At 62.9% G+C, this 18,092-nt stretch carries 18 protein-coding genes; 9 read left to right on the top strand and 9 right to left on the bottom strand.

Features of this window, described 5'->3' with window-relative positions; all coding sequences use genetic code 11:
- The 4 genes from J8I87_RS35475 to acnA all read left to right on the top strand — a co-directional run.
- The coding region (locus J8I87_RS35475; protein WP_280923133.1) for a citrate/2-methylcitrate synthase at positions 1-185 on the top strand (185 nt) is incomplete at its 5' end.
- Positions 186-287: 102 nt separating this feature from the next.
- Positions 288-782, top strand: a complete 495-nt coding sequence (locus J8I87_RS35470) for a hypothetical protein (RefSeq protein WP_209936973.1) — start codon at positions 288-290, stop codon at positions 780-782.
- Between the two features lie 25 nt (positions 783-807).
- The gene (locus J8I87_RS35465; protein WP_209936972.1) at positions 808-2,259 is read left to right on the top strand and encodes a bifunctional 2-methylcitrate dehydratase/aconitate hydratase; all 1,452 of its coding nucleotides are present in this window, start codon (positions 808-810) and stop codon (positions 2,257-2,259) included.
- A 48-nt stretch (positions 2,260-2,307) separates the two neighbouring features.
- A complete protein-coding gene (gene acnA, locus J8I87_RS35460) occupies positions 2,308-5,025 on the top strand; it encodes an aconitate hydratase AcnA (protein ID WP_209936971.1) in 2,718 nt (905 codons plus the stop codon).
- An 84-nt stretch (positions 5,026-5,109) separates the two neighbouring features.
- Here the strand turns inward: acnA and J8I87_RS35455 are convergent, their stop codons facing one another.
- The 5 genes from J8I87_RS35455 to J8I87_RS35435 form a co-directional block, all read right to left on the bottom strand.
- Complete coding sequence (locus J8I87_RS35455; protein WP_209936970.1) at positions 5,110-5,682, bottom strand: lytic transglycosylase domain-containing protein; 573 nt, start codon at positions 5,680-5,682, stop codon at positions 5,110-5,112.
- Entirely contained in the window at positions 5,682-6,455 is a 774-nt protein-coding gene (locus J8I87_RS35450) for a TadE family protein (RefSeq protein WP_209936969.1), read from the bottom strand. Before J8I87_RS35450 ends, J8I87_RS35455 begins: the two co-directional genes overlap by 1 nt.
- Complete coding sequence (locus tag J8I87_RS35445) at positions 6,452-6,982, bottom strand: DUF192 domain-containing protein (RefSeq protein ID WP_313067867.1); 531 nt, start codon at positions 6,980-6,982, stop codon at positions 6,452-6,454. The genes J8I87_RS35450 and J8I87_RS35445 overlap by 4 nt, the downstream gene beginning before the upstream one ends.
- Positions 6,983-7,250: 268 nt before the next feature.
- Positions 7,251-7,649, bottom strand: a complete 399-nt coding sequence (locus tag J8I87_RS35440) for an Hpt domain-containing protein (protein ID WP_245254385.1) — start codon at positions 7,647-7,649, stop codon at positions 7,251-7,253.
- Positions 7,624-8,262, bottom strand: coding sequence for a response regulator transcription factor (locus J8I87_RS35435; protein WP_209936968.1), 639 nt, complete (start codon positions 8,260-8,262; stop codon positions 7,624-7,626). Before J8I87_RS35435 ends, J8I87_RS35440 begins: the two co-directional genes overlap by 26 nt.
- A 327-nt stretch (positions 8,263-8,589) precedes the next feature.
- Between J8I87_RS35435 and J8I87_RS35430 the strand changes: the two genes are divergently transcribed.
- From J8I87_RS35430 to J8I87_RS35410, 5 genes are read left to right on the top strand one after another with little or no spacing between them, the layout of a single operon-like run.
- On the top strand, positions 8,590-9,300 hold the full coding sequence (locus J8I87_RS35430) for a TetR/AcrR family transcriptional regulator (RefSeq protein WP_209936966.1): 711 nt from the start codon (positions 8,590-8,592) through the stop codon (positions 9,298-9,300).
- Positions 9,300-10,259 (top strand): HlyD family secretion protein, encoded by a 960-nt coding sequence (locus tag J8I87_RS35425; protein ID WP_209936965.1) that lies wholly within the window; start codon positions 9,300-9,302, stop codon positions 10,257-10,259. The genes J8I87_RS35430 and J8I87_RS35425 overlap by 1 nt, the downstream gene beginning before the upstream one ends.
- A gap of 14 nt (positions 10,260-10,273) precedes the next feature.
- The gene (locus J8I87_RS35420; RefSeq protein WP_209936977.1) at positions 10,274-11,248 is read left to right on the top strand and encodes an ABC transporter ATP-binding protein; all 975 of its coding nucleotides are present in this window, start codon (positions 10,274-10,276) and stop codon (positions 11,246-11,248) included.
- On the top strand, positions 11,245-12,381 hold the full coding sequence (locus J8I87_RS35415) for an ABC transporter permease (RefSeq protein ID WP_209936964.1): 1,137 nt from the start codon (positions 11,245-11,247) through the stop codon (positions 12,379-12,381). The genes J8I87_RS35420 and J8I87_RS35415 overlap by 4 nt, the downstream gene beginning before the upstream one ends.
- Positions 12,382-12,393: 12 nt before the next feature.
- Positions 12,394-13,845: an efflux transporter outer membrane subunit gene (locus J8I87_RS35410; protein WP_209936963.1), complete on the top strand. Its 1,452-nt coding sequence runs from the start codon at positions 12,394-12,396 to the stop codon at positions 13,843-13,845.
- An 84-nt stretch (positions 13,846-13,929) separates the two neighbouring features.
- Here the strand turns inward: J8I87_RS35410 and J8I87_RS35405 are convergent, their stop codons facing one another.
- The 4 genes from J8I87_RS35405 to J8I87_RS35390 all read right to left on the bottom strand — a co-directional run bounded on the left by J8I87_RS35405 (position 13,930) and on the right by J8I87_RS35390 (position 18,062).
- Positions 13,930-14,181, bottom strand: a complete 252-nt coding sequence (locus J8I87_RS35405) for a GlsB/YeaQ/YmgE family stress response membrane protein (protein WP_209936961.1) — start codon at positions 14,179-14,181, stop codon at positions 13,930-13,932.
- A gap of 241 nt (positions 14,182-14,422) precedes the next feature.
- Positions 14,423-15,262 carry an ABC transporter permease gene (locus J8I87_RS35400; protein WP_209936960.1) on the bottom strand — a complete coding sequence of 280 codons (840 nt, stop codon included), beginning with the start codon at positions 15,260-15,262 and terminating at the stop codon, positions 14,423-14,425.
- A gap of 10 nt (positions 15,263-15,272) precedes the next feature.
- Positions 15,273-16,535, bottom strand: a complete 1,263-nt coding sequence (locus J8I87_RS35395; RefSeq protein WP_409518864.1) for an ABC transporter permease — start codon at positions 16,533-16,535, stop codon at positions 15,273-15,275.
- Between the two features lie 465 nt (positions 16,536-17,000).
- On the bottom strand, positions 17,001-18,062 hold the full coding sequence (locus J8I87_RS35390) for an ABC transporter substrate-binding protein (protein WP_209936957.1): 1,062 nt from the start codon (positions 18,060-18,062) through the stop codon (positions 17,001-17,003).
- Positions 18,063-18,092 lie beyond the last annotated feature (30 nt).

Here is an 18,092-nt window from a genome sequence, read left to right as displayed (position 1 = left end):
CCGTGTCGTACCACATGATGGGCGTGCCGACCGCGATGTTCACGCCGCTGTTCGTGATTTCGCGCACCTCCGGCTGGTCCGCGCATATCATCGAGCAGCGCATCGACAACAAGATCATCCGCCCGAGCGCGAATTACACGGGTCCGGAGAATTTGAAATTCATGGCGCTAAATAGGAGAAAATAGCGTCCGCTGTGCGCTTCGGGGCGCGTGCAGCACCCCGGCGGTTGCGGAAGTCGCAATCGCGCACTGTTTAAACATTGAAATTAGATAGAAAGGTTCTCACCCATGAAAAAACTGCTGATCGCTACCGTTATTGGCGCTCTGTCTTCGACACTGCTGGTGACGGCGCCCAGCGCATTCGCACAATCGTCGACCTCGCCGACGCATGCCAAGCCGAAGGCGCCGCAGCCCAAGCGCCTGATCAAGCGCAAGCCGAATCCGGAGAAGGAAGCGAAGGTCGATGCCGTGCCGGAAGGTTCGGAAAAGTGGTCGTGCAACGAAGGTCTGTCGTTCGACATGAAGGGCGACATGAAGCGCGACCAGATCGTCACCGTCCACTGGGGCAACAAGAACTACAACCTGCCGCGTGAAGCCACGACGACGGGCGCAGACCGCTTCCACGACGCAGCCAGCGGCATGGACCTCGTCGTGATTCCGAGCAAGGCGATGCTGTTCTCGGACAAGGACAGCTCGCGTCTGGCTGACGAGTGCAAGACGGCTGCGATGACGGCTGGCGCACCCGCGCCGACGCAGTCGAACGCCATCAACAAGGCCCAGTAACACGGGCCGAACAGGATAAGCCTCGATGTCCGCACCCGTCTCCAACGTCCGGCCCGATCCGGACACAGTGCTGGTCGATATCGTCGACTACGTGCTGAACTTCAGGCTCGAGAGCGATCTCGCGCTGGAGACGGCGCGCAACTGTCTGATCGACACGCTCGGCTGCGGACTCGAGGCCCTGTCCTACCCTGCCTGCACCAAGCTGATGGGACCGATCGTGCCGGGCACGATCGTCCCGAACGGCGCGAAGGTGCCGGGCACGCCGTTCCAGCTGGACCCTGTGCAAGCCGCGTTCAACATCGGCGCGATGATCCGCTGGCTCGACTTCAACGACACCTGGCTCGCAGCAGAGTGGGGCCATCCGTCGGACAACCTCGGCGGCATTCTCGCGACGGCCGACTGGCTCTCGCGCACCGCCATCGCCAACGGCAAGAAGCCGCTGGTCATGAAAGACGTTTTGATCGGCATGATCAAGGCGCACGAAATTCAAGGCTGCATCGCGCTCGAAAACTCGTTCAACAAGGTCGGCCTCGACCATGTGCTGCTCGTGAAGCTCGCTTCGACAGCGGTGGTCGGCCAGATGATCGGCTTGACGCGCGATGAGCTGATCAACGCAGTCTCGCAGGCGTTTGTCGATGGACATGCGCTGCGCACCTACCGCCATGCGCCCAACACGGGCTCGCGCAAGTCCTGGGCAGCAGGCGACGCAACGTCGCGCGCGGTGCGCCTCGCGCTGATCGCGAAGACGGGCGAAATGGGCTACCCGTCGGTGCTGACTGCGAAGACGTGGGGCTTCTATGACGTGCTGTTCAAGGGACAGCCGTTCAGCTTCGAGCGGCCGTACGGTTCATACGTGATGGAGAACGTGCTCTTCAAGATCTCGTTCCCCGCCGAATTCCACGCGCAAACAGCCGCTGAAGCGGCGATGACGCTGCATCAGCAGTTGAGCGCGAGCGGCAAACGCGTCGAAGACATCGCGAAGGTCACGATTCGCACGCACGAAGCCGCGATTCGCATCATCGACAAGAAAGGGCCGCTCAACAATCCCGCCGACCGCGATCACTGCATCCAGTACATGATCGCGGTGCCGCTCATTTTCGGGCGCCTGACGGCAGCGGACTATGAAGACGCAGTCGCGCAGGACCCGCGCATCGACGCGCTGCGCAACAAGATGCACTGCGTGGAAGACCCGCGATTCACGAAGGATTATCACGACCCGGACAAGCGCTCGATTGCGAATGCGCTGACAGTCGAGTTCACCGACGGATCGAAGTTCGACGAGGTGGTCGTCGAATATCCGATCGGTCACAAGCGTCGCCGCGCCGAAGGCATCCCGCTGCTGGTCGAGAAGTTCAAGACGAACCTCGCGCGGCGCTTTCCGGCGAAGCAACAACAGGCGGTCCTCGATGTGTCGCTGGACCAGGCAAAGCTAGAAGCGATGCCGGTCAATGAATACGTCGATCTGTATGTCATTTAGTTCAGAAACGTAGCAACGTCATTTCCTCGAAACCTCAGGAAAACTACCATGGCCCACAACCTCCACAAAACGCTCAAGGAATTCGACAGCGGTTCCGGCAAAGGCAAGTTCTATTCGCTGCCGCAGCTTGGTAAGGCACTGAACGTCAAGATCGAGCGGCTCCCCGTGTCGATCCGCCTCGTGCTGGAATCGGTGCTGCGTAACTACGATGGCAAGAAGATCTCAGAAGAACACATCGAACAGCTCGCGAACTGGAAGCCGACGGCTTCTCGCGTCGACGAAATTCCGTTCGTCGTCGCGCGTGTCGTGCTGCAGGACTTCACGGGCGTGCCGCTGCTTGCCGACATCGCGGCCATGCGCGGCGTTGCGCAGCGCGCCGGCAAGAACCCGAAGTCGATCGAGCCGCTGGTGCCCGTCGATCTCGTCGTCGACCACTCGGTACAGATCGACCACTTCCGCGAGAAGGACGCGCTCGACCTGAACATGAAGCTGGAATTCCAGCGCAACAACGAGCGCTACCAGTTCATGAAGTGGGGCATGCAGGCGTTCGACACGTTCAAGGTCGTGCCGCCGGGCGTCGGCATCGTTCACCAGGTGAACCTCGAATACCTCGCACGCGGCGTGCACAAGAAGGCTGACAACGGCGACTCCGTGTACTACCCGGACACGCTCGTCGGCACGGACAGCCACACCACGATGATCAACGGCATCGGCGTGGTCGGCTGGGGCGTGGGCGGCATCGAAGCGGAAGCAGGCATGCTCGGCCAGCCGGTGTACTTCCTGACGCCGGACGTCGTCGGCGTGCACCTGAAGGGCAAGCTGCGCGAAGGCGTGACGGCGACGGACCTGGTCCTGACCATCACCGAGCTGCTGCGTAAGGAGAAGGTGGTCGGCAAGTTCGTCGAGTTCTTCGGCGAAGGCACGCGCTCGCTGTCGCTGCCGGACCGCGCGACGATCGGCAACATGGCGCCCGAATACGGCGCGACGATGGGCTTCTTCCCCGTCGACGAAAAGACGATCGACTACTTCAAGGGCACGGGCCGCACGGACGCCGAAATCTCGGCGTTCGAAAACTACTTCAAGGCGCAGGAACTGTTCGGCATCCCCGACGCAGGCGACATCGATTACACGAAGGTCGTCACGCTGGACCTGGGCACGGTCGCGCCGTCGCTGGCCGGTCCGAAGCGTCCGCAAGACCGCATCGAGATCACCAACGTCAAGTCGACGTTCACCGACCTGTTCTCGAAGCCCGTCAACGAAAACGGCTTCGCCAAGAAGGCTGCTGAACTCGACACGCAATACACGACGAGCAACGGCGTCAACGTGAAGAACGGCGACATCCTGATCGCCGCGATCACGTCGTGCACGAACACGTCGAACCCGAGCGTGCTGCTGGCGGCTGGCCTGCTGGCAAAGAAGGCTGTCGAAGCCGGCCTGGAAGTCGCGCCGCACATCAAGACATCGCTGGCGCCGGGATCGCGCATCGTCACCGAGTACCTGACGAAGACGGGCCTGCTGCCGTACCTCGACAAACTCGGCTTCACGCTGGCTGCATATGGCTGCACGACCTGTATCGGCAACGCGGGCGACCTGACGCCGGAACTGAACGAAGCGATCACGAAGAACGACATCGTCGCGGCAGCCGTGCTGTCGGGCAACCGCAACTTCGAAGCGCGGATTCACCCGAACATCCGCGCGAACTTCCTCGCATCGCCGCCGCTGGTCGTCGCTTACGCGATCGCGGGCACCATCACGCGCGATCTGATGACGGAACCCGTCGGCAAGGGCAAGGGCGGCCGCGACATCTATCTCGGCGACATCTGGCCGTCGAGCGAAGAAGTCAACGCGCTGCTCAAGTACGCGCTGGACGCCGACGCATTCCGCACGAACTATTCGCAGCTCACGAAGAAGGGCGACCTGTGGAGCAAGATCGAAGGCGAAGAAGGCCAGGTCTACGACTGGCCGAAGTCGACGTACATCGCCGAGCCGCCGTTCTTCGGCACGGACTTCGCGATGGAGCCGGCTTCGAGCATCGCCGCTGTGAAGGGCGCACGCGCACTGGGCATCTTCGGTGACTCGGTGACGACCGACCACATCTCGCCGGCAGGCTCGATCAAGGAAGATTCGCCCGCAGGCAAGTGGCTGAAGGCAAACGGCGTGCAGAAGGCCGACTTCAACAGCTACGGCTCGCGCCGCGGCAACCACGACGTGATGATGCGCGGCACGTTCGCAAACGTCCGCATCAAGAACCTGATGATTCCGGCGAAGGCAGACGGCACGCGCGTCGAAGGCGGCCTGACGATTCACCAGCCGAGCGGCGAACAACTGTCGATCTACGACGCAGCCATGAAGTACATCGACGCCGGCACGCCGACCATCGTGTTCGCGGGCGAAGAGTACGGCACGGGCTCGTCGCGTGACTGGGCAGCGAAGGGCACGCAACTGCTGGGCGTGAAGGCTGTGGTCGCACGCAGCTTCGAGCGTATCCACCGTTCGAACCTGGTCGGCATGGGCGTTCTGCCGCTGCAGTTCAAGGGCTCGGACAGCGTGCAGTCGCTGAACATCACGGGCGAAGAAACGTACGACATCGAAGGCCTCGGCGACGACTTCAAGCCGCAACAGGAAGTCACGCTGGTGATCCATCGCAAGGACGGTTCTGACCAGCGCGTGCCTGTGTTGCTGCGTATCGATACACCCATCGAAGTCGATTACTACAAGCACGGCGGTATCCTGCCGTTCGTGCTGCGCTCGCTGCTCGCGGCATAAGCAGTTTTGCAGGTGCTGCGTTCTCGATGAGGACGCAGTGACTTTTATGAGCCCGGTTCTGCCGGGCTTTTTTTTGTCCACCCGCTAGCGACGGTACCTGGCCACGCGCTCCATCACGCGCCGCACATAGTTCTGCGTTTCACCATACAGCGGAATCGCGCCGCCGTTCTTTCGCACTGCGCCGTCACCCGCGTTATACGCAGCGAGCGCCAACGAGACTTCGCCGTATTTCGCGAGCAACGTGTCGAGCAAACGCGCACCCGCCCGGACGTTCTGGTAAGGATCGAACAGATCGTCGGCGCCTTGCAGGAGACCCGTTGCCGGCATCAACTGCATCAAACCCCTCGCGCCCTTCGGCGACATCGCAAACGGATTGCCACCCGACTCGACGTCGATGACGGCCAGCAGCAGCGCTCTATCGACGCCGAAACGCCGCGCCGCTTCCTCGACGAGGGGCGTCCATGCCAGAACGCTTGAGCGTGCGCCTTTAGCATCGAATGGCGTGGCGAAGTCGATGACCAACGGCTCGCTGTCGCCAGCGTCCTCAGCGTTCTTCAATCCGCCGATCACCGTCTCGACCCGCGCCGCCGCGCGCGTCGCGCTAACGCAGCCGCCTGCGGCGCACGCCAGCATCGCGGATACGACCACGCGACGCATCAACGCCCCGTCATCACGCGAAACTCATTGGCCACGTCCGCCGGAAACGGCGACTGCATCCGCACGACCGCCTCCGATTCGAGCGCAACCGGCCACCGTCCGCTCTGCAATCCATCGGCGAGCGTGGTGCTGCACACGGCGTCAGGCCGTCGCGGCGAACCGTACACATCGACATTCGCATCCGCCGGCTCACGCGAAAACACGCCGTTCGCCGCGATGTTGCCGATCACATTCGTCGCGTAGTACAGCACCTTGTTCGCGACGGGCACCGCCATGTCGAAGCAATAATGCACGCGCACCTTCAGCAGATTGGCGTCCTGCACGTTCACGCCGGACTCCGGGCCACGCACCGTGTCGCGATACATCAGCGTGTCGTTGGGGATTTCATCGTGTGTCGCGCCTTCGTCGGGATAGAAGCGAGGCCGCGCGAAGTCGCGCGTCATCGCGGGCGTCGGGCTGACGATTTCGATCGACGCGACCGCGCGCCGGGCTGCGAGCAGCGCTGCCTGAAAACCCGGCGCATCGGCGCGACGCGCATACAGCGGCGTAAGACCACGCGCCAGACCCGCTTGAATCGCGTTCATCGAGCCGTGATTCACCGCCCCTTCGCGCGCGGCTTCGAGCACGGCGACATCGAGCGTCGACTTCGCCTGATACAGCAAGACGAGCTGCACCGTCACGAAACCGAAGAACAATAGAAGCGGAGCCGCAACCAGCAATTCCGTCATCCCCTGCCCCGCGATCCGCCGCCTGCTTGCATCGCGGCGCTTCATGACACCGCCTCCCATGCCAGTGAATCGCCGACCGCGATCCGCCACGCCTGCGCCGCATGCGCGCGCATTTCGAGCGCCGCCCGCGCTCGCCAGCAGACCAGCATGCGCGCGCGCCCCACATCGGGATGAATCGTCAGCACGCGGCCGCTGGCATCGATAAACACTACGTCGATCGGAAAACGCATGCCGAACGTGTGAATCGCGTTGCACGGTTCGAGCCACAGGGCTTCCGACATGTCGAAGCATGCGCGGCCAAGCAGCCCCCGCATCCGTTCGATCGCGCGTTCAACGACATCGACCACGACAGGGATACTCTCGCCGCGATGATTCAGACGCGCCCGTCTCACAGCAACCCCTGCTGGATGAATTTCATCGCAATCGGAAATCGTGGCCTGATGCATGCGCTGCAACGCGCAAGCGCCGCGCAGACGCCTCTCGACGATGCTTTGATCGGTGGGCTCGTTGCGCGGATGAACGCGCAAATGGTGGAACTCGACCGCGCCAGTTCCCGCTGGAAAGTCAGCCAATAAGCCGAGCCTGATTGAAGATCAATAGAAAAGGCCCGCAGAATGCGGGCCCGAACACCGCGAAACACGGTGGAGACGATCAGAGAACCGTGTGCGGTTGGCGCGGCTGGTCTGTGCGGACCCGGGGAAGGCCGCCCGGCCGCGCTAACCATCAGTATAGGGCGTCGATTCGTCTATGCAGGAGAAAATGCCCGATTTGTCGCAAGCAAGTATTAATTGCCGCTCGCGCCACGATAGGCACAGCGCAGCGGCTTTTTCACGCGTCGCGTCAGGCCAGCAGGTGGTCGAGTTGCTCGTTCAACTGATCGACGGCTTGCGTCACGATCGGCAGTAGTCCGTCGACGCGACGCGCATCGCGCTCGAGTGCGGCGCGCTCCAGCCGCAGGGTCAGGGCGATTTCCCGATTGCACCGGAGCATTCGCAGCGAACCCGCGAGGCGATGAGCGGCCCGGCCCAGATCGCCCCACAACCCGGCATGACGGGCCGCCCACATGTACTGGAGCGTTGCACGGTTCGTTTCAATCAGCGCGCGCGTCACGTCCCGGGCGACAGCGCGATCGCCAATCGCGAGCGCGTCGATTCTCTGCTGCAGCGCGCCTGTGCTCGTCGCGTGATTGAATACGTTGCACATCGCGCTGGCATCACTGCTGGGCAGCGGCGATGCCATAGCGCCGCGCGAAATCGACAAGTTCGACGAGCGTCTCGACACCCACCTTGTTCATCAGACGCGTCTTGTGACTGCTGACCGTCTTGTTGCTGATGAAGAGCGCATCGCCGATCGACTTGTTGGACATGCCCTTGGCGAGCATCTGCAGGATCACGAGTTCCTTGTCGGACAGCCGCTCGAGCTTGCCGTCGCGCGCGGCGTGCTGGACGGAACCGCCGCTCGCTGACGGCGCGACGGGAAACACGCTATAGCCCGACATCACCGCTTCGACGCTGCGCATGATTTCCTTCACGTCCTGCGACTTGCTGACGAAACCTTGTGCGCCCGCACGCATCGCGCGAGAAATGAACGTACCGGCGTCGTGGCTCGACAGGATCAGCACACGCATGCCGGGATGCGCGGCTTTCAGGCGCGCAAGTACATCGAGGCCGTTTATGCGCGGAATATCCAGATCGAGAATGGTGAGATCCGGCGTATATTGACGCGCCATTTCCATTGCGGACTGACCGTTGTCGGCTTCCAATACCTGTTGAGTTCCAAGCAATTGCAATAGGTGAGTTTTGATAACCAGACGAAACGCCGGATGATCATCCACGATTAATATAGAAGCCAAATGCCTTCCTCCAGATATTCTTTTTGATTCGCCGCAACAGCGGTCGACGCCAATTTTCCGGTTAATCACCCAAACGCCTCTTTAAGGCAATTATTCTAGATCATTACAACCACATTCAGACTGCGGAATGTTCTGCAATCCAAATTTTTCTTTGCGATATTTTCGATGAAGTCTGTTATTCCGCCGGCGGCAATTCCCGAGTAAATCAGGCAGGCGAAAACCTCGCTTCGCTGCGACACGCGTGCGGCCCGCGATCAGCGGGCAACTCGTCGCACCTGAGGTAAACCCGCTTGAATTTAACTAACTCGTCAATTAAGCTTCTATCCCATGAACACGAAACGTCAACCGGCCAAACCGCGCGGCCGGCGTCCCGCAGTCGAAAACTTCGACGTGCGCGAGCATCTGCTCGATACGGCCACGCGTCTCTTTTCCGAGCGCGGCATCGCGGCCACCACCGTCGCGCAGATCGCCACGGCGGCGGGCGTCACGTCCGCGCTCGTGCACTACTACTTCACGAATCGCGAGACCCTGCTGGATGCGATCGTCGAGGAGCGGCTCGCGCCCGCCGTCGGCTTTGTCTGGGGCGCTACCGGCGGCGATTCGGACGACGATCCGTTCGTGATGGTCGGCGAATTCGTCACGCGGCTGTTCGACGTGACGGGCCGCATGCCGTGGCTGCCGCCGCTATGGCTGCGCGAGGTCGTCAATGAGGGCGGCATGCTGCGCGACCGTATGATCACGCGCATTCCGTTCGACAACATCAAGCGCTTCGGCGCGCGCATCAAAGAGGCGCAGCAGGCGGGCGACGTGAATCCCGAACTCGATGCGCTGCTCATGTTCAACTCGATCATCGCGCTCGTGATGCTGCCGCAGGCCGCAGCGACGCTGTGGCAAAGCATCCGCGGCTTTGCGCCGATCGAGCGCGACACCTTGAAACGGCACGTCGCCGCGCTGCTGCTGGGCGGCATGAAAACGCCCGCGACGGCGCCCCGCGCCCCTCGCAAGACCGCGCGCCGCACATCCACGAGGTCCAGGTGATGAAACATTCCCATCTCCGGCTCATCGCCGCACTCGTTGCATGCGCCGTGCTCGGCGCTTGCTCGCATCGCGACGACAAGACCTGGCAAGGCTATGTCGAAGGTGAATTCGTGTATCTCGGCTCGTCGCAATCCGGCAAGCTGACACAGCTCGACGTCGCGCGCGGCGAAGAGATCGCGCTCAACGCGCCCGTGTTCGCGCTCGAATCCGTCGACGAAGCGGCAGCGCTGCAACAGGCACTGCAGCAGCTTGCCGCCGCCCGTGCGCAGCTCGCCGATATCCAGACGGGCAAGCGCCCGGTCGAGATCGACGTGACGAAGGCGCAGCTTGCACAGGCCGTCGCGAATGCACGCAAGGCCGCGCTGCAATTGACGCGCGACGAAGCGCAGTATCGCGTCGGCGGCGTTCCGAAGGGACAGCTCGACGATACGCGCGCAGCCGCCGACGCCGCCAATGCGCAAGTGCGGGAGCTGACGCACGAGGTCGAGGTCGCGCGGCTGCCGGGCCGTTCTCAGCAACTGCTCGCACAGGCCGCGCAGGTCGACGCGGCGCAGGCGGCCGTCGCGCAAGCGCAATGGAAGCTCGACCAGAAGCACGTGAATGCGCCCGCGAAAGGACGTGTGTACGACACGCTTTATCGCCTCGGCGAATGGGTGCAGGCGGGCAGCCCCGTCGTGCAGATGTTGCCGCCGCAGAACATCAAGGTGCGCTTCTTCGTGCCGGAGACGGTGGTCGGCTCGCTCGCGCCCGGCCGCGCACTGACGATCCATTGCGACGGCTGCGCCGCCGATGTCAATGCAAAGATCACGTACGTGTCGAATGCGGTGGAATACACGCCGCCCGTCATCTATAGCAACGAGAGCCGCGCGAAGCTCGTGTTCATGGTCGAAGCGCATCCATCTGCCGACGATGCGCCGCGCCTGCATCCCGGCCAGCCTGTTTCGGTGACGTTGCAATGAGCGCGCAGAACGGAATGCAGCACGGCTCACCGAACGGCTCGCCAAATGGCTCACTGAACGGCACGCCCGCGATCGACGTGCACAACCTGAACAAGCACTTCGGCGACAAGCATGTCGTCAACGACGTGACGCTACAGGTCGCGCACGGCGAGATCTTCGGCTTTCTCGGACCCAACGGCAGCGGCAAGACGACTTCGATCCGCCTGATGTGCGGACTGCTCACGCCCGACTCAGGCAGCGGCACCTGCCTTGGCTACGACATCGTGCGGGAAAGTGCGCAGATCAAGCGCAACGTCGGCTATATGACGCAGCGCTTCTCATTCTGGGAAGACATGACGATCCGCGAGAATCTCGACTTCGTCGCGCGCATCTATCAGATGCGCGAGCGCAAGGAGAAGGTGGACCGCGCGCTCGAGAATCTCGGGCTCAAGACACGCGCCGATCAGTTGACGGGCGCGCTGTCGGGTGGCTGGAAGCAGCGGCTCGCACTCGCCGCATGCATGCTGCACGAGCCGAAGCTGCTGCTGCTCGACGAGCCCACGGCAGGCGTCGATCCCACCGCGCGCCGCGACTTCTGGGAAGAGCTGCACCGTCTCGCGGCGCAAGGCATCTCGGTGCTGGTCAGCACGCACTACATGGACGAAGCAGAGCGCTGCCACAAGCTCGCGTATATCGCGTACGGCAAGCTGCTTGCGCAAGGCACCGCGCAACAGGTCATCGATTCACAGGATCTCGCCACCTGGTCGATACACGGCGAACGCCTGACCGAGCTGTCGGAGCAGTTGCGCAAGACGCCCGGCGTCGATCAGACCGTCGTGTTCGGCTCCGCGCTGCACGTGAGCGGACACGATCACGCAGCGCTCGAAAAGGCGATCAGACAGACGACGTCCGGCATGCCCGTGCGGATCGAACCGATCGAGACCGGCCTCGAAGACGTGTTCATCTACATGATGAGCCGCTCGGCGGACAACTATGGGAAAGCAGCGTGAACCGAATTTTTTCCGTGACGCGCTGGTGGGGCATCGTGCTCAAGGAGTTCATCCAGTTGCGTCGCGACCGCATCACGTTCGGCATGATCGTCGGCTTGCCGATCGTTCAGCTGGCGCTATTCGGCTTCGCGATCAACACGGACCCGAAGCATCTGCGCACGGCTGTCGTCATTAGTGACCAGAGCCAGTTTTCGCGCAGCTTCGTCGCCGCGATGAAGAACTCCGATTACTTCGATATCGTCGATACGCTGCACGACGACGAAGCGGCGCGCCGCGCGCTCGCGCGAGGCGATGTGACGTTCGTCGTGTCGATTCCCACCGATTTTTCGCGGCGGCTCTTGCGCGGCGAGCGGCCCTCGCTGCTCGTCGAAGCGGACGCGAGCGATCCAACCGCGACCCAGGCGCCGCTTGCGGCGCTGCCGGGGCTCGTGCAATCGGTGGCGGACAAGGACATTACGGGACCGCTTGCGCGTCTGAACGGCGCGCCCGCCGCGTTCGACGTGCTGATTCACAAGCTGTACAACCCTGAAGGCATCACGCAATACAACGTCGTGCCGGGCCTGATGGGCACGATCCTCACGCTGACGATGGTGATGATGACGGGCCTCGCGATGACGCGTGAACGCGAGCGCGGCACGATGGAAAACCTGCTCGCGACACCCGTGCTGCCGCTGGAGGTGATCGCGGGCAAGCTCGTGCCGTACATCGCGATCGGGCTCGTGCAATCGTCGATCATTCTCGCGGCCGCGCGCTATGTGTTTCATGTGCCGTTCGTCGGCAGCCTGATCGCGCTCTATGTCGCCGCGCTGCTGTTCATCGCGGCGAACCTGACGGTCGGCATCACGCTTTCGTCGATTGCACAAAACCAGTTGCAGGCGATGCAGCTCACGATCTTCTACTTTCTGCCGAGCCTGCTGCTGTCGGGCTTCATGTTCCCGTTTGCGGGCATGCCCGTCTGGGCGCAATGGATCGGCAATCTGCTGCCGCTCACGTATTTCAACCGTCTGGTGCGCGGCATTCTCTTGAAGGGCAACGGCTGGGTGGACCTGTGGCCTTCCGTGTGGCCCGTCGCGATCTTCACCGTCATCGTGATGGCGATTGCGGTGCGCTTCTATCGGCGCACGCTGGATTAGGAGGGCTCGACGATGAAACGCTATGTGCTGTTGTCCGCGCTTGCGCTGTGCGGTTGCGCGGTGGGCCCGGACTTCCGCTCGCCCGCCGCACCCGATGCGCAAACGTACACGCGTGAAGCATTGCCCAATTCGACGCAAGCGGCAGGCGCGACACAAACGCTCGCCATCGCGGACAGCGCGCTGCCGCATTGGTGGATGCAGTTTCGCTCCGACGCGCTGAACCGTCTTGTCGACACGGCGCTGCAACACAGCCCGACGCTCGACGAGGCACGGGCAAAGCTCGCCGAGGCGCATGAAAACTATGTCGCGCAGGCGGGCGCGACGCAGTTTCCGGAGATCGACGCGAAGCTCTCCGGCTCGCGCCAGAAGGTCGATCCGACGGCCTTCGGCATTCCGAATGTGCCGAATACGGGGCCGTTCACGCTGTTCAATGCATCGGTGAGCGTGTCGTATGTGCTCGATGTTTTCGGCGGCAACCGGCGCGCGCTTGAAGCGCTGCTCGCGCAAGTGGACTATCAGCGTTTTGAACTCGCCGCCGCGCGGCTGACGCTCGCAGGCAACGTGGTATCGACGGCGATACGGCGTGCGTCGCTGCAACAGCAACTTGCGTTGACGCAGCAACGCGCCGACGCACAGGCACAACAACTGACGATCATCGAAGGACGCTATGCCGCGGGCGGTGTCGCTCAACTCGACGTGCGCACGCAGCGCACGCTGCTCGCGCAGACACGCGCGCAATTGCCGCCACTGACGGCGCAACTCGCGCAGGCCGACCATCAGCTTGCGATCCTGCTCGGCGCGCCGCCATCGAAAGCGGAGTTCAGCGCTATCACGCTCGATGCGCTGCATCTGCCCGACACCGTGCCCGTCACGCTGCCGTCGACGCTCGCGCGCGAACGCCCCGACATTCGCGCATCCGAAGCGCTGCTGCATCGGGCGAGCGCGAACGTCGGCGTCGCGACCGCGAACCTGTATCCACAGTTCGTGGTGTCAGCGGGTGCGGGGTCTCAGCGCACGCGCGTCGAGGATATCGTCAACGGCATGAACATCTGGAACATCGGACTGAATCTGACGCAGCCGCTTTTTCATGGCGGCGAGTTGCACGCGAAGAAGCGCGCTGCGCAGGCCGCCTATGACGCGGCGTTCGCGTCGTACCGGCAGACCGTGCTGCAGGCGCTGCAACAGGTCGCCGATGCGCTGCACGCGTTGAATGACGACGCGCATGAACTGCAGGCACGCGACGAAGCTGACGGTGAAGCGCAAGCGAGCGTGAAGATCGCGCGGGGCCAATATGCTGCGGGCGGTGTCAGCCAGTTCGGCCTGATCGATACACAGCGGCAGGCATTGCAGACGGCGCTCGACAGGACGCGCGCGCAGGCCGAGCGTCTCGCGGATACGGCCGCTTTGTTTCAGGCGCTGGGTGGGATGCCGCCAGATGAGGTCGAGCAGTTGGGAAAGCAGTAATGCCGCATGCAATGCACGAGCAAAAACGACAAACCCGGCCGATGCCGGGTTTGTCGTTTTTGCGTATGCGTGATGCGAAAAACGTCATCGGCGCCGGAAAAGCCGGATCACGAACAGCAGAATGACGGCTCCGATGAACGCCGTGATGATCGAGCCGATCCATCCGTTGCCGAGCGAGACATGCAATACGCGCGACAGCCAGCCGCCGATGAACGCCCCCACAATGCCGACGAGAATATCGACGATCACGCCGAAGCCGCCACCGGACACGAGCATGCTCGCGAGCCAGCCCGCGACGCCGCCGATGATCAACCACGCAATGATTCCGTGTTCCATAGTTTTCCCAGGTTAGTGCCTTGAGTTATCCGGGCGAGAGCATGTCGTTGCGATGATCCCGCTCTGCTTGACGCCACACGTGTGGTCGGCGGTAGTTGTACAGCAGTACGTGGCTTGGGTTGTCAACGTTTGTGAAGAAGACTCACGGATCGCTGATCGCAAATAGAAAGGGCCCCACGATTTTCACAAACCGTGAGGCCCTTCCACCGCAACCGGACTTTCAATCGGGCAAACTGCGCGCTTACACCGCCACCGCCCGCGCCGCATTCCTGCCGCGCAGCCACTCCAGCGCGAGCAGCAGACAGGTCGAAAACACAATCAGAATCGTCGCGAGCGCGGCAATCGTCGGGCTGATGTTTTCGCGGATGCCGGTGAACATCTGCCGCGGCAATGTCGTCTGATCCGCGCCCGCGAGAAACAGCGTGACCACCACTTCATCGAACGATGTTGCGAACGCGAACAGCGCGCCCGAGATCACGCCCGGCGCAATCACCGGCAGCGTGATGCTGAAGAATGTCTTCACGGGGTTCGCGCCCAGCGACAGGCTCGCGCGCACGAGGTTGTAGTTGAAGCCCTGCAACGTCGCCGCCACCGTCGTCACGACGAACGGCACGCCCAGCGACGCGTGCGCCATGATGAGGCCGATATACGTGTTGGCGAGCCCGAGCGGCGCAAAGAACAGATACATGCCGACGCCGACCACCACCACGGGCACGATCATCGGCGAAATGAGGATCGCCATCAGCAGCGCCTTGCCCTTGAAGTTCGCCTTCGTCAGGCCGATTGCCGCAAGCGTGCCGAGCACGGTGGCGAGCACCGTCGCCGATGGCGCGACGATGAAGCTGTTCTTCGCGGCCATCCGCCATTCGTCGGAGGCGATCAGGTTCTGATACCAGCGCACCGACCAGCCCGGAATCGGATACACGAGGAACGTGCTCGACGAAAACGACAGCGGCACGATCGCGAGCACGGGCAGGATCAGATACAGCAGCGTCAGCACGGCAAGCCCGCGCAGCGTGAAGTACCACACGCGCTCGATCATCGACGTATGCGGCGCGAACATCGGTTTGGCCAGTTTCATCGCGCGCTCCTCAACCCAGGCTTACTTGCGAACGCGTGAAGCGTCCATAGATCACATACAGCACGAGCGTCGCCGCGAGCAGCAGGCCGCCGAGCGCACACGCCATGCCCCAGTTGATCGTCACGTTGGTGAAGTACGCGACGTAGTAGCTGACCATCTGGTCGTTCGGCCCGCCGAGCAGTGCCGGCGTGATGTAGTAGCCGATCGCGAGGATGAACACGAGCAGCGCGCCCGCGCCGACGCCCGGATACGTCTGCGGCACGTACACGCGCCAGAACGCCGCGAACGGATGCGAGCCGAGCGAAATCGCCGCGCGCTGGTAGCTCGGCGGAATCGACTTCATCACGCTATAGAGCGGCAGGATCATGAACGGCAGCAGGATATGCGTCATCGAGATGTAGACGCCGGTGCGGTTGAACAGCAACGCGAGCGGGTCGTGAATCACGCCCATGCCGAGCAGCGCCTTGTTGACGAGCCCTTCGCTTTGCAGAATCACGATCCACGCGGCGACGCGCACGAGAATCGACGTCCAGAACGGAATCAGCACGAGGATCATCACGAGATTCGCGCGCCGTTCGTTCAGCGTCGAAATCCAGTACGCGAGCGGATAGCCGAGCAAGAGCGCGAACATCGTCACCGCGAAGCCGATCACGAACGTGCGGCTGAACACGGCGAGATAGATCTGCTGGTCGGGGTCGGTCGGGATGATGTGGCCGAACGCATCCTGCTTGTGATCGAGCGCGGCGAGCAGATAGAACGGCGAGTACGCGCTGCCGTTCTTCGCGATCGCCTGCCAGTATTTCGCGTCGCCCCAGCGCTCGTCGAGTTCGAGGAGCTTCGCCCTGATCTGCGCGGGCGGCAATGCCTGGCCTGCGTCATCGTTGAGCGGCATCGCGCGCGCCGTCTTCGCGACGAGCGAACGGTAGCCCGGAATTTCCGTGTTCAGCCGGCGCGCCAATGCGCCCATCGCTTCGCCATCGGCGATCGCCGTGAGGTCGGTGGCCAGCGCCGTGTAGGCGGCGTCGGGTGGCGCGGACTTACGGTCCCAGTCGCGCAACGCCGTCACCGTATGCGGCAGCGCGCTCGCGATCTCGGGGTTCTGGACGGCGCGCGTCAATAGCGCGCCGATCGGCACGACGAAGATCATCAGCAGAAAGATTGCGAGCGGCGCGATCAGCAGCAGCGCCATTGCGCGCTTCTTCGCTTCCGCGGCCTTCAGTTCGCGCTTAAGTTTGTTGGTCGACTCGGGGGCCGAGTCGGCGGCGATGGTGATAGTTGTCACATGTTTCTCCTGTCGACCAGAGTTGGCGCTTTAGCGCCTACTCTGGTCCCACGCCAGGTCGGTTGGAGTTGGCGCTTCAGCGCCTACTCCAACCCCCTGGTGAGTCGACCGGAGTTGGCGCTTTAGCGCCTACTCTGGTCCCACGCCTTGGTTGGCTGGAGTTGGCGCTTCAGCGCCTACTCCAACCCCCTGGTGAGTCGACCGGAGTTGGCGCTTTAGCGCCTACTCCGGCCCCACGCCGGGGTCGGCCGAAGCTGGCGCTTCAGCGCCTACTCCAACCCCTGGTGAGTCGACCGAAGTCGGCGCTTCAACGCCTACCTCCGGTCCCACGCCGGGGTCAACCGAAGTTAGCGCTCCACCACCTCCCCAGCCCCCTGACGAGCCACCTCTGCGATGCCGCGATCCTGCGATGCCGCCCGCGTCACACGAAGCCGCGTCGCGTCCCTCGCGGCACGCTTACTTCGATGCCCACGATGCGAAACGCTGCTCCAGTTCGTCGCCGTGATCGGTCCAGAACGTCAGGTTCTGCAGCACTGCGTTCTTGCCGTTGGCCGGCGAGTTCGGCAGATTGGCGAGCGTCTTCGCGTCGAGCGACTTGATCGCCGACTCGTTCACCGGGCCGTACGCGATGTGCTTCGCGTAGTCCTGCTGCGGCTTCGACGAGATCGTGTACGCGATGTACTTCTCGGCGAGCGCCTTGTTCGGCGTGCCCTTCGGCATCGCCCAATAGTCGAGGTCGTAGATGCTGCCGTTCCACACGACCTTCAGGTTCTTGCCTTCCTTCTGCGCGGCATCGATGCGGCCGTTATAAGCCGTCGACATCACGACGTCGCCCGCGACGAGGAACTGCGGCGGCTGCGCGCCCGCTTCCCACCACTGGATATTCGGCTTCAGTTCGTCGAGCTTCTTGAACGCGCGGTCCTGGCCTTCCTTCGTTGCGAGCACCTTGTAGACGTCCTTCGGCGGGACGCCATCGGCCATCAGCGCGAACTCCAGGTTATAGCGCGCGCCCTTGCGCATGCCGCGCTTGCCCGGGAATTTCTTCGTGTCCCAGAAGTCCGCCCAGCTCGTGGGCGCCGTCTTCAGCTTGTCGGCGTTGTACGCCATCGCCGTCGACCACACGAAGATGCCGACGCCGCACGTTTGCGGCGCTTCGGGGATCAGATCCGACTTCTTGCCGAGCTTTGACCAGTCGAGCTTCTCGTACAGGCCTTCGTCGCAGCCGCGTCCGAGGTCGCCCGATTCGACTTCGACGACGTCCCAGTTCACATGCTTCGCTTCGACCATCGCCTTCACTTTGGCCTGCTCGCCGTTGTATTCGACGGCCGTCACTTTCGTGCCGCTTTGCGTTTCGAACGGCTGGTTGAAGGCCGCCTTCTGCGCGTCGCCGTTCGCGCCGCCGAAGTTCACGACCGTCAGTTCCGCCGCGTTCGCCGCCTGTGTCATTCCCGCTGAGCCGAGCGCGAGGACGAAAGCGCCGACAGCCACGGCACAGCGCGATTGCACGATCTTCTTCATGATGGTTCCTCTATGTTGTGGTTGTGCTGC

This window comes from Paraburkholderia sp. LEh10 (genome assembly GCF_017814945.1).
In the GTDB taxonomy this organism is placed as follows: Bacteria; Pseudomonadota; Gammaproteobacteria; order Burkholderiales; family Burkholderiaceae; genus Paraburkholderia.
The sequence above is the reverse complement of the archived record's forward strand: the minus strand, read 5'-3'. Positions and strand labels throughout refer to the sequence as shown.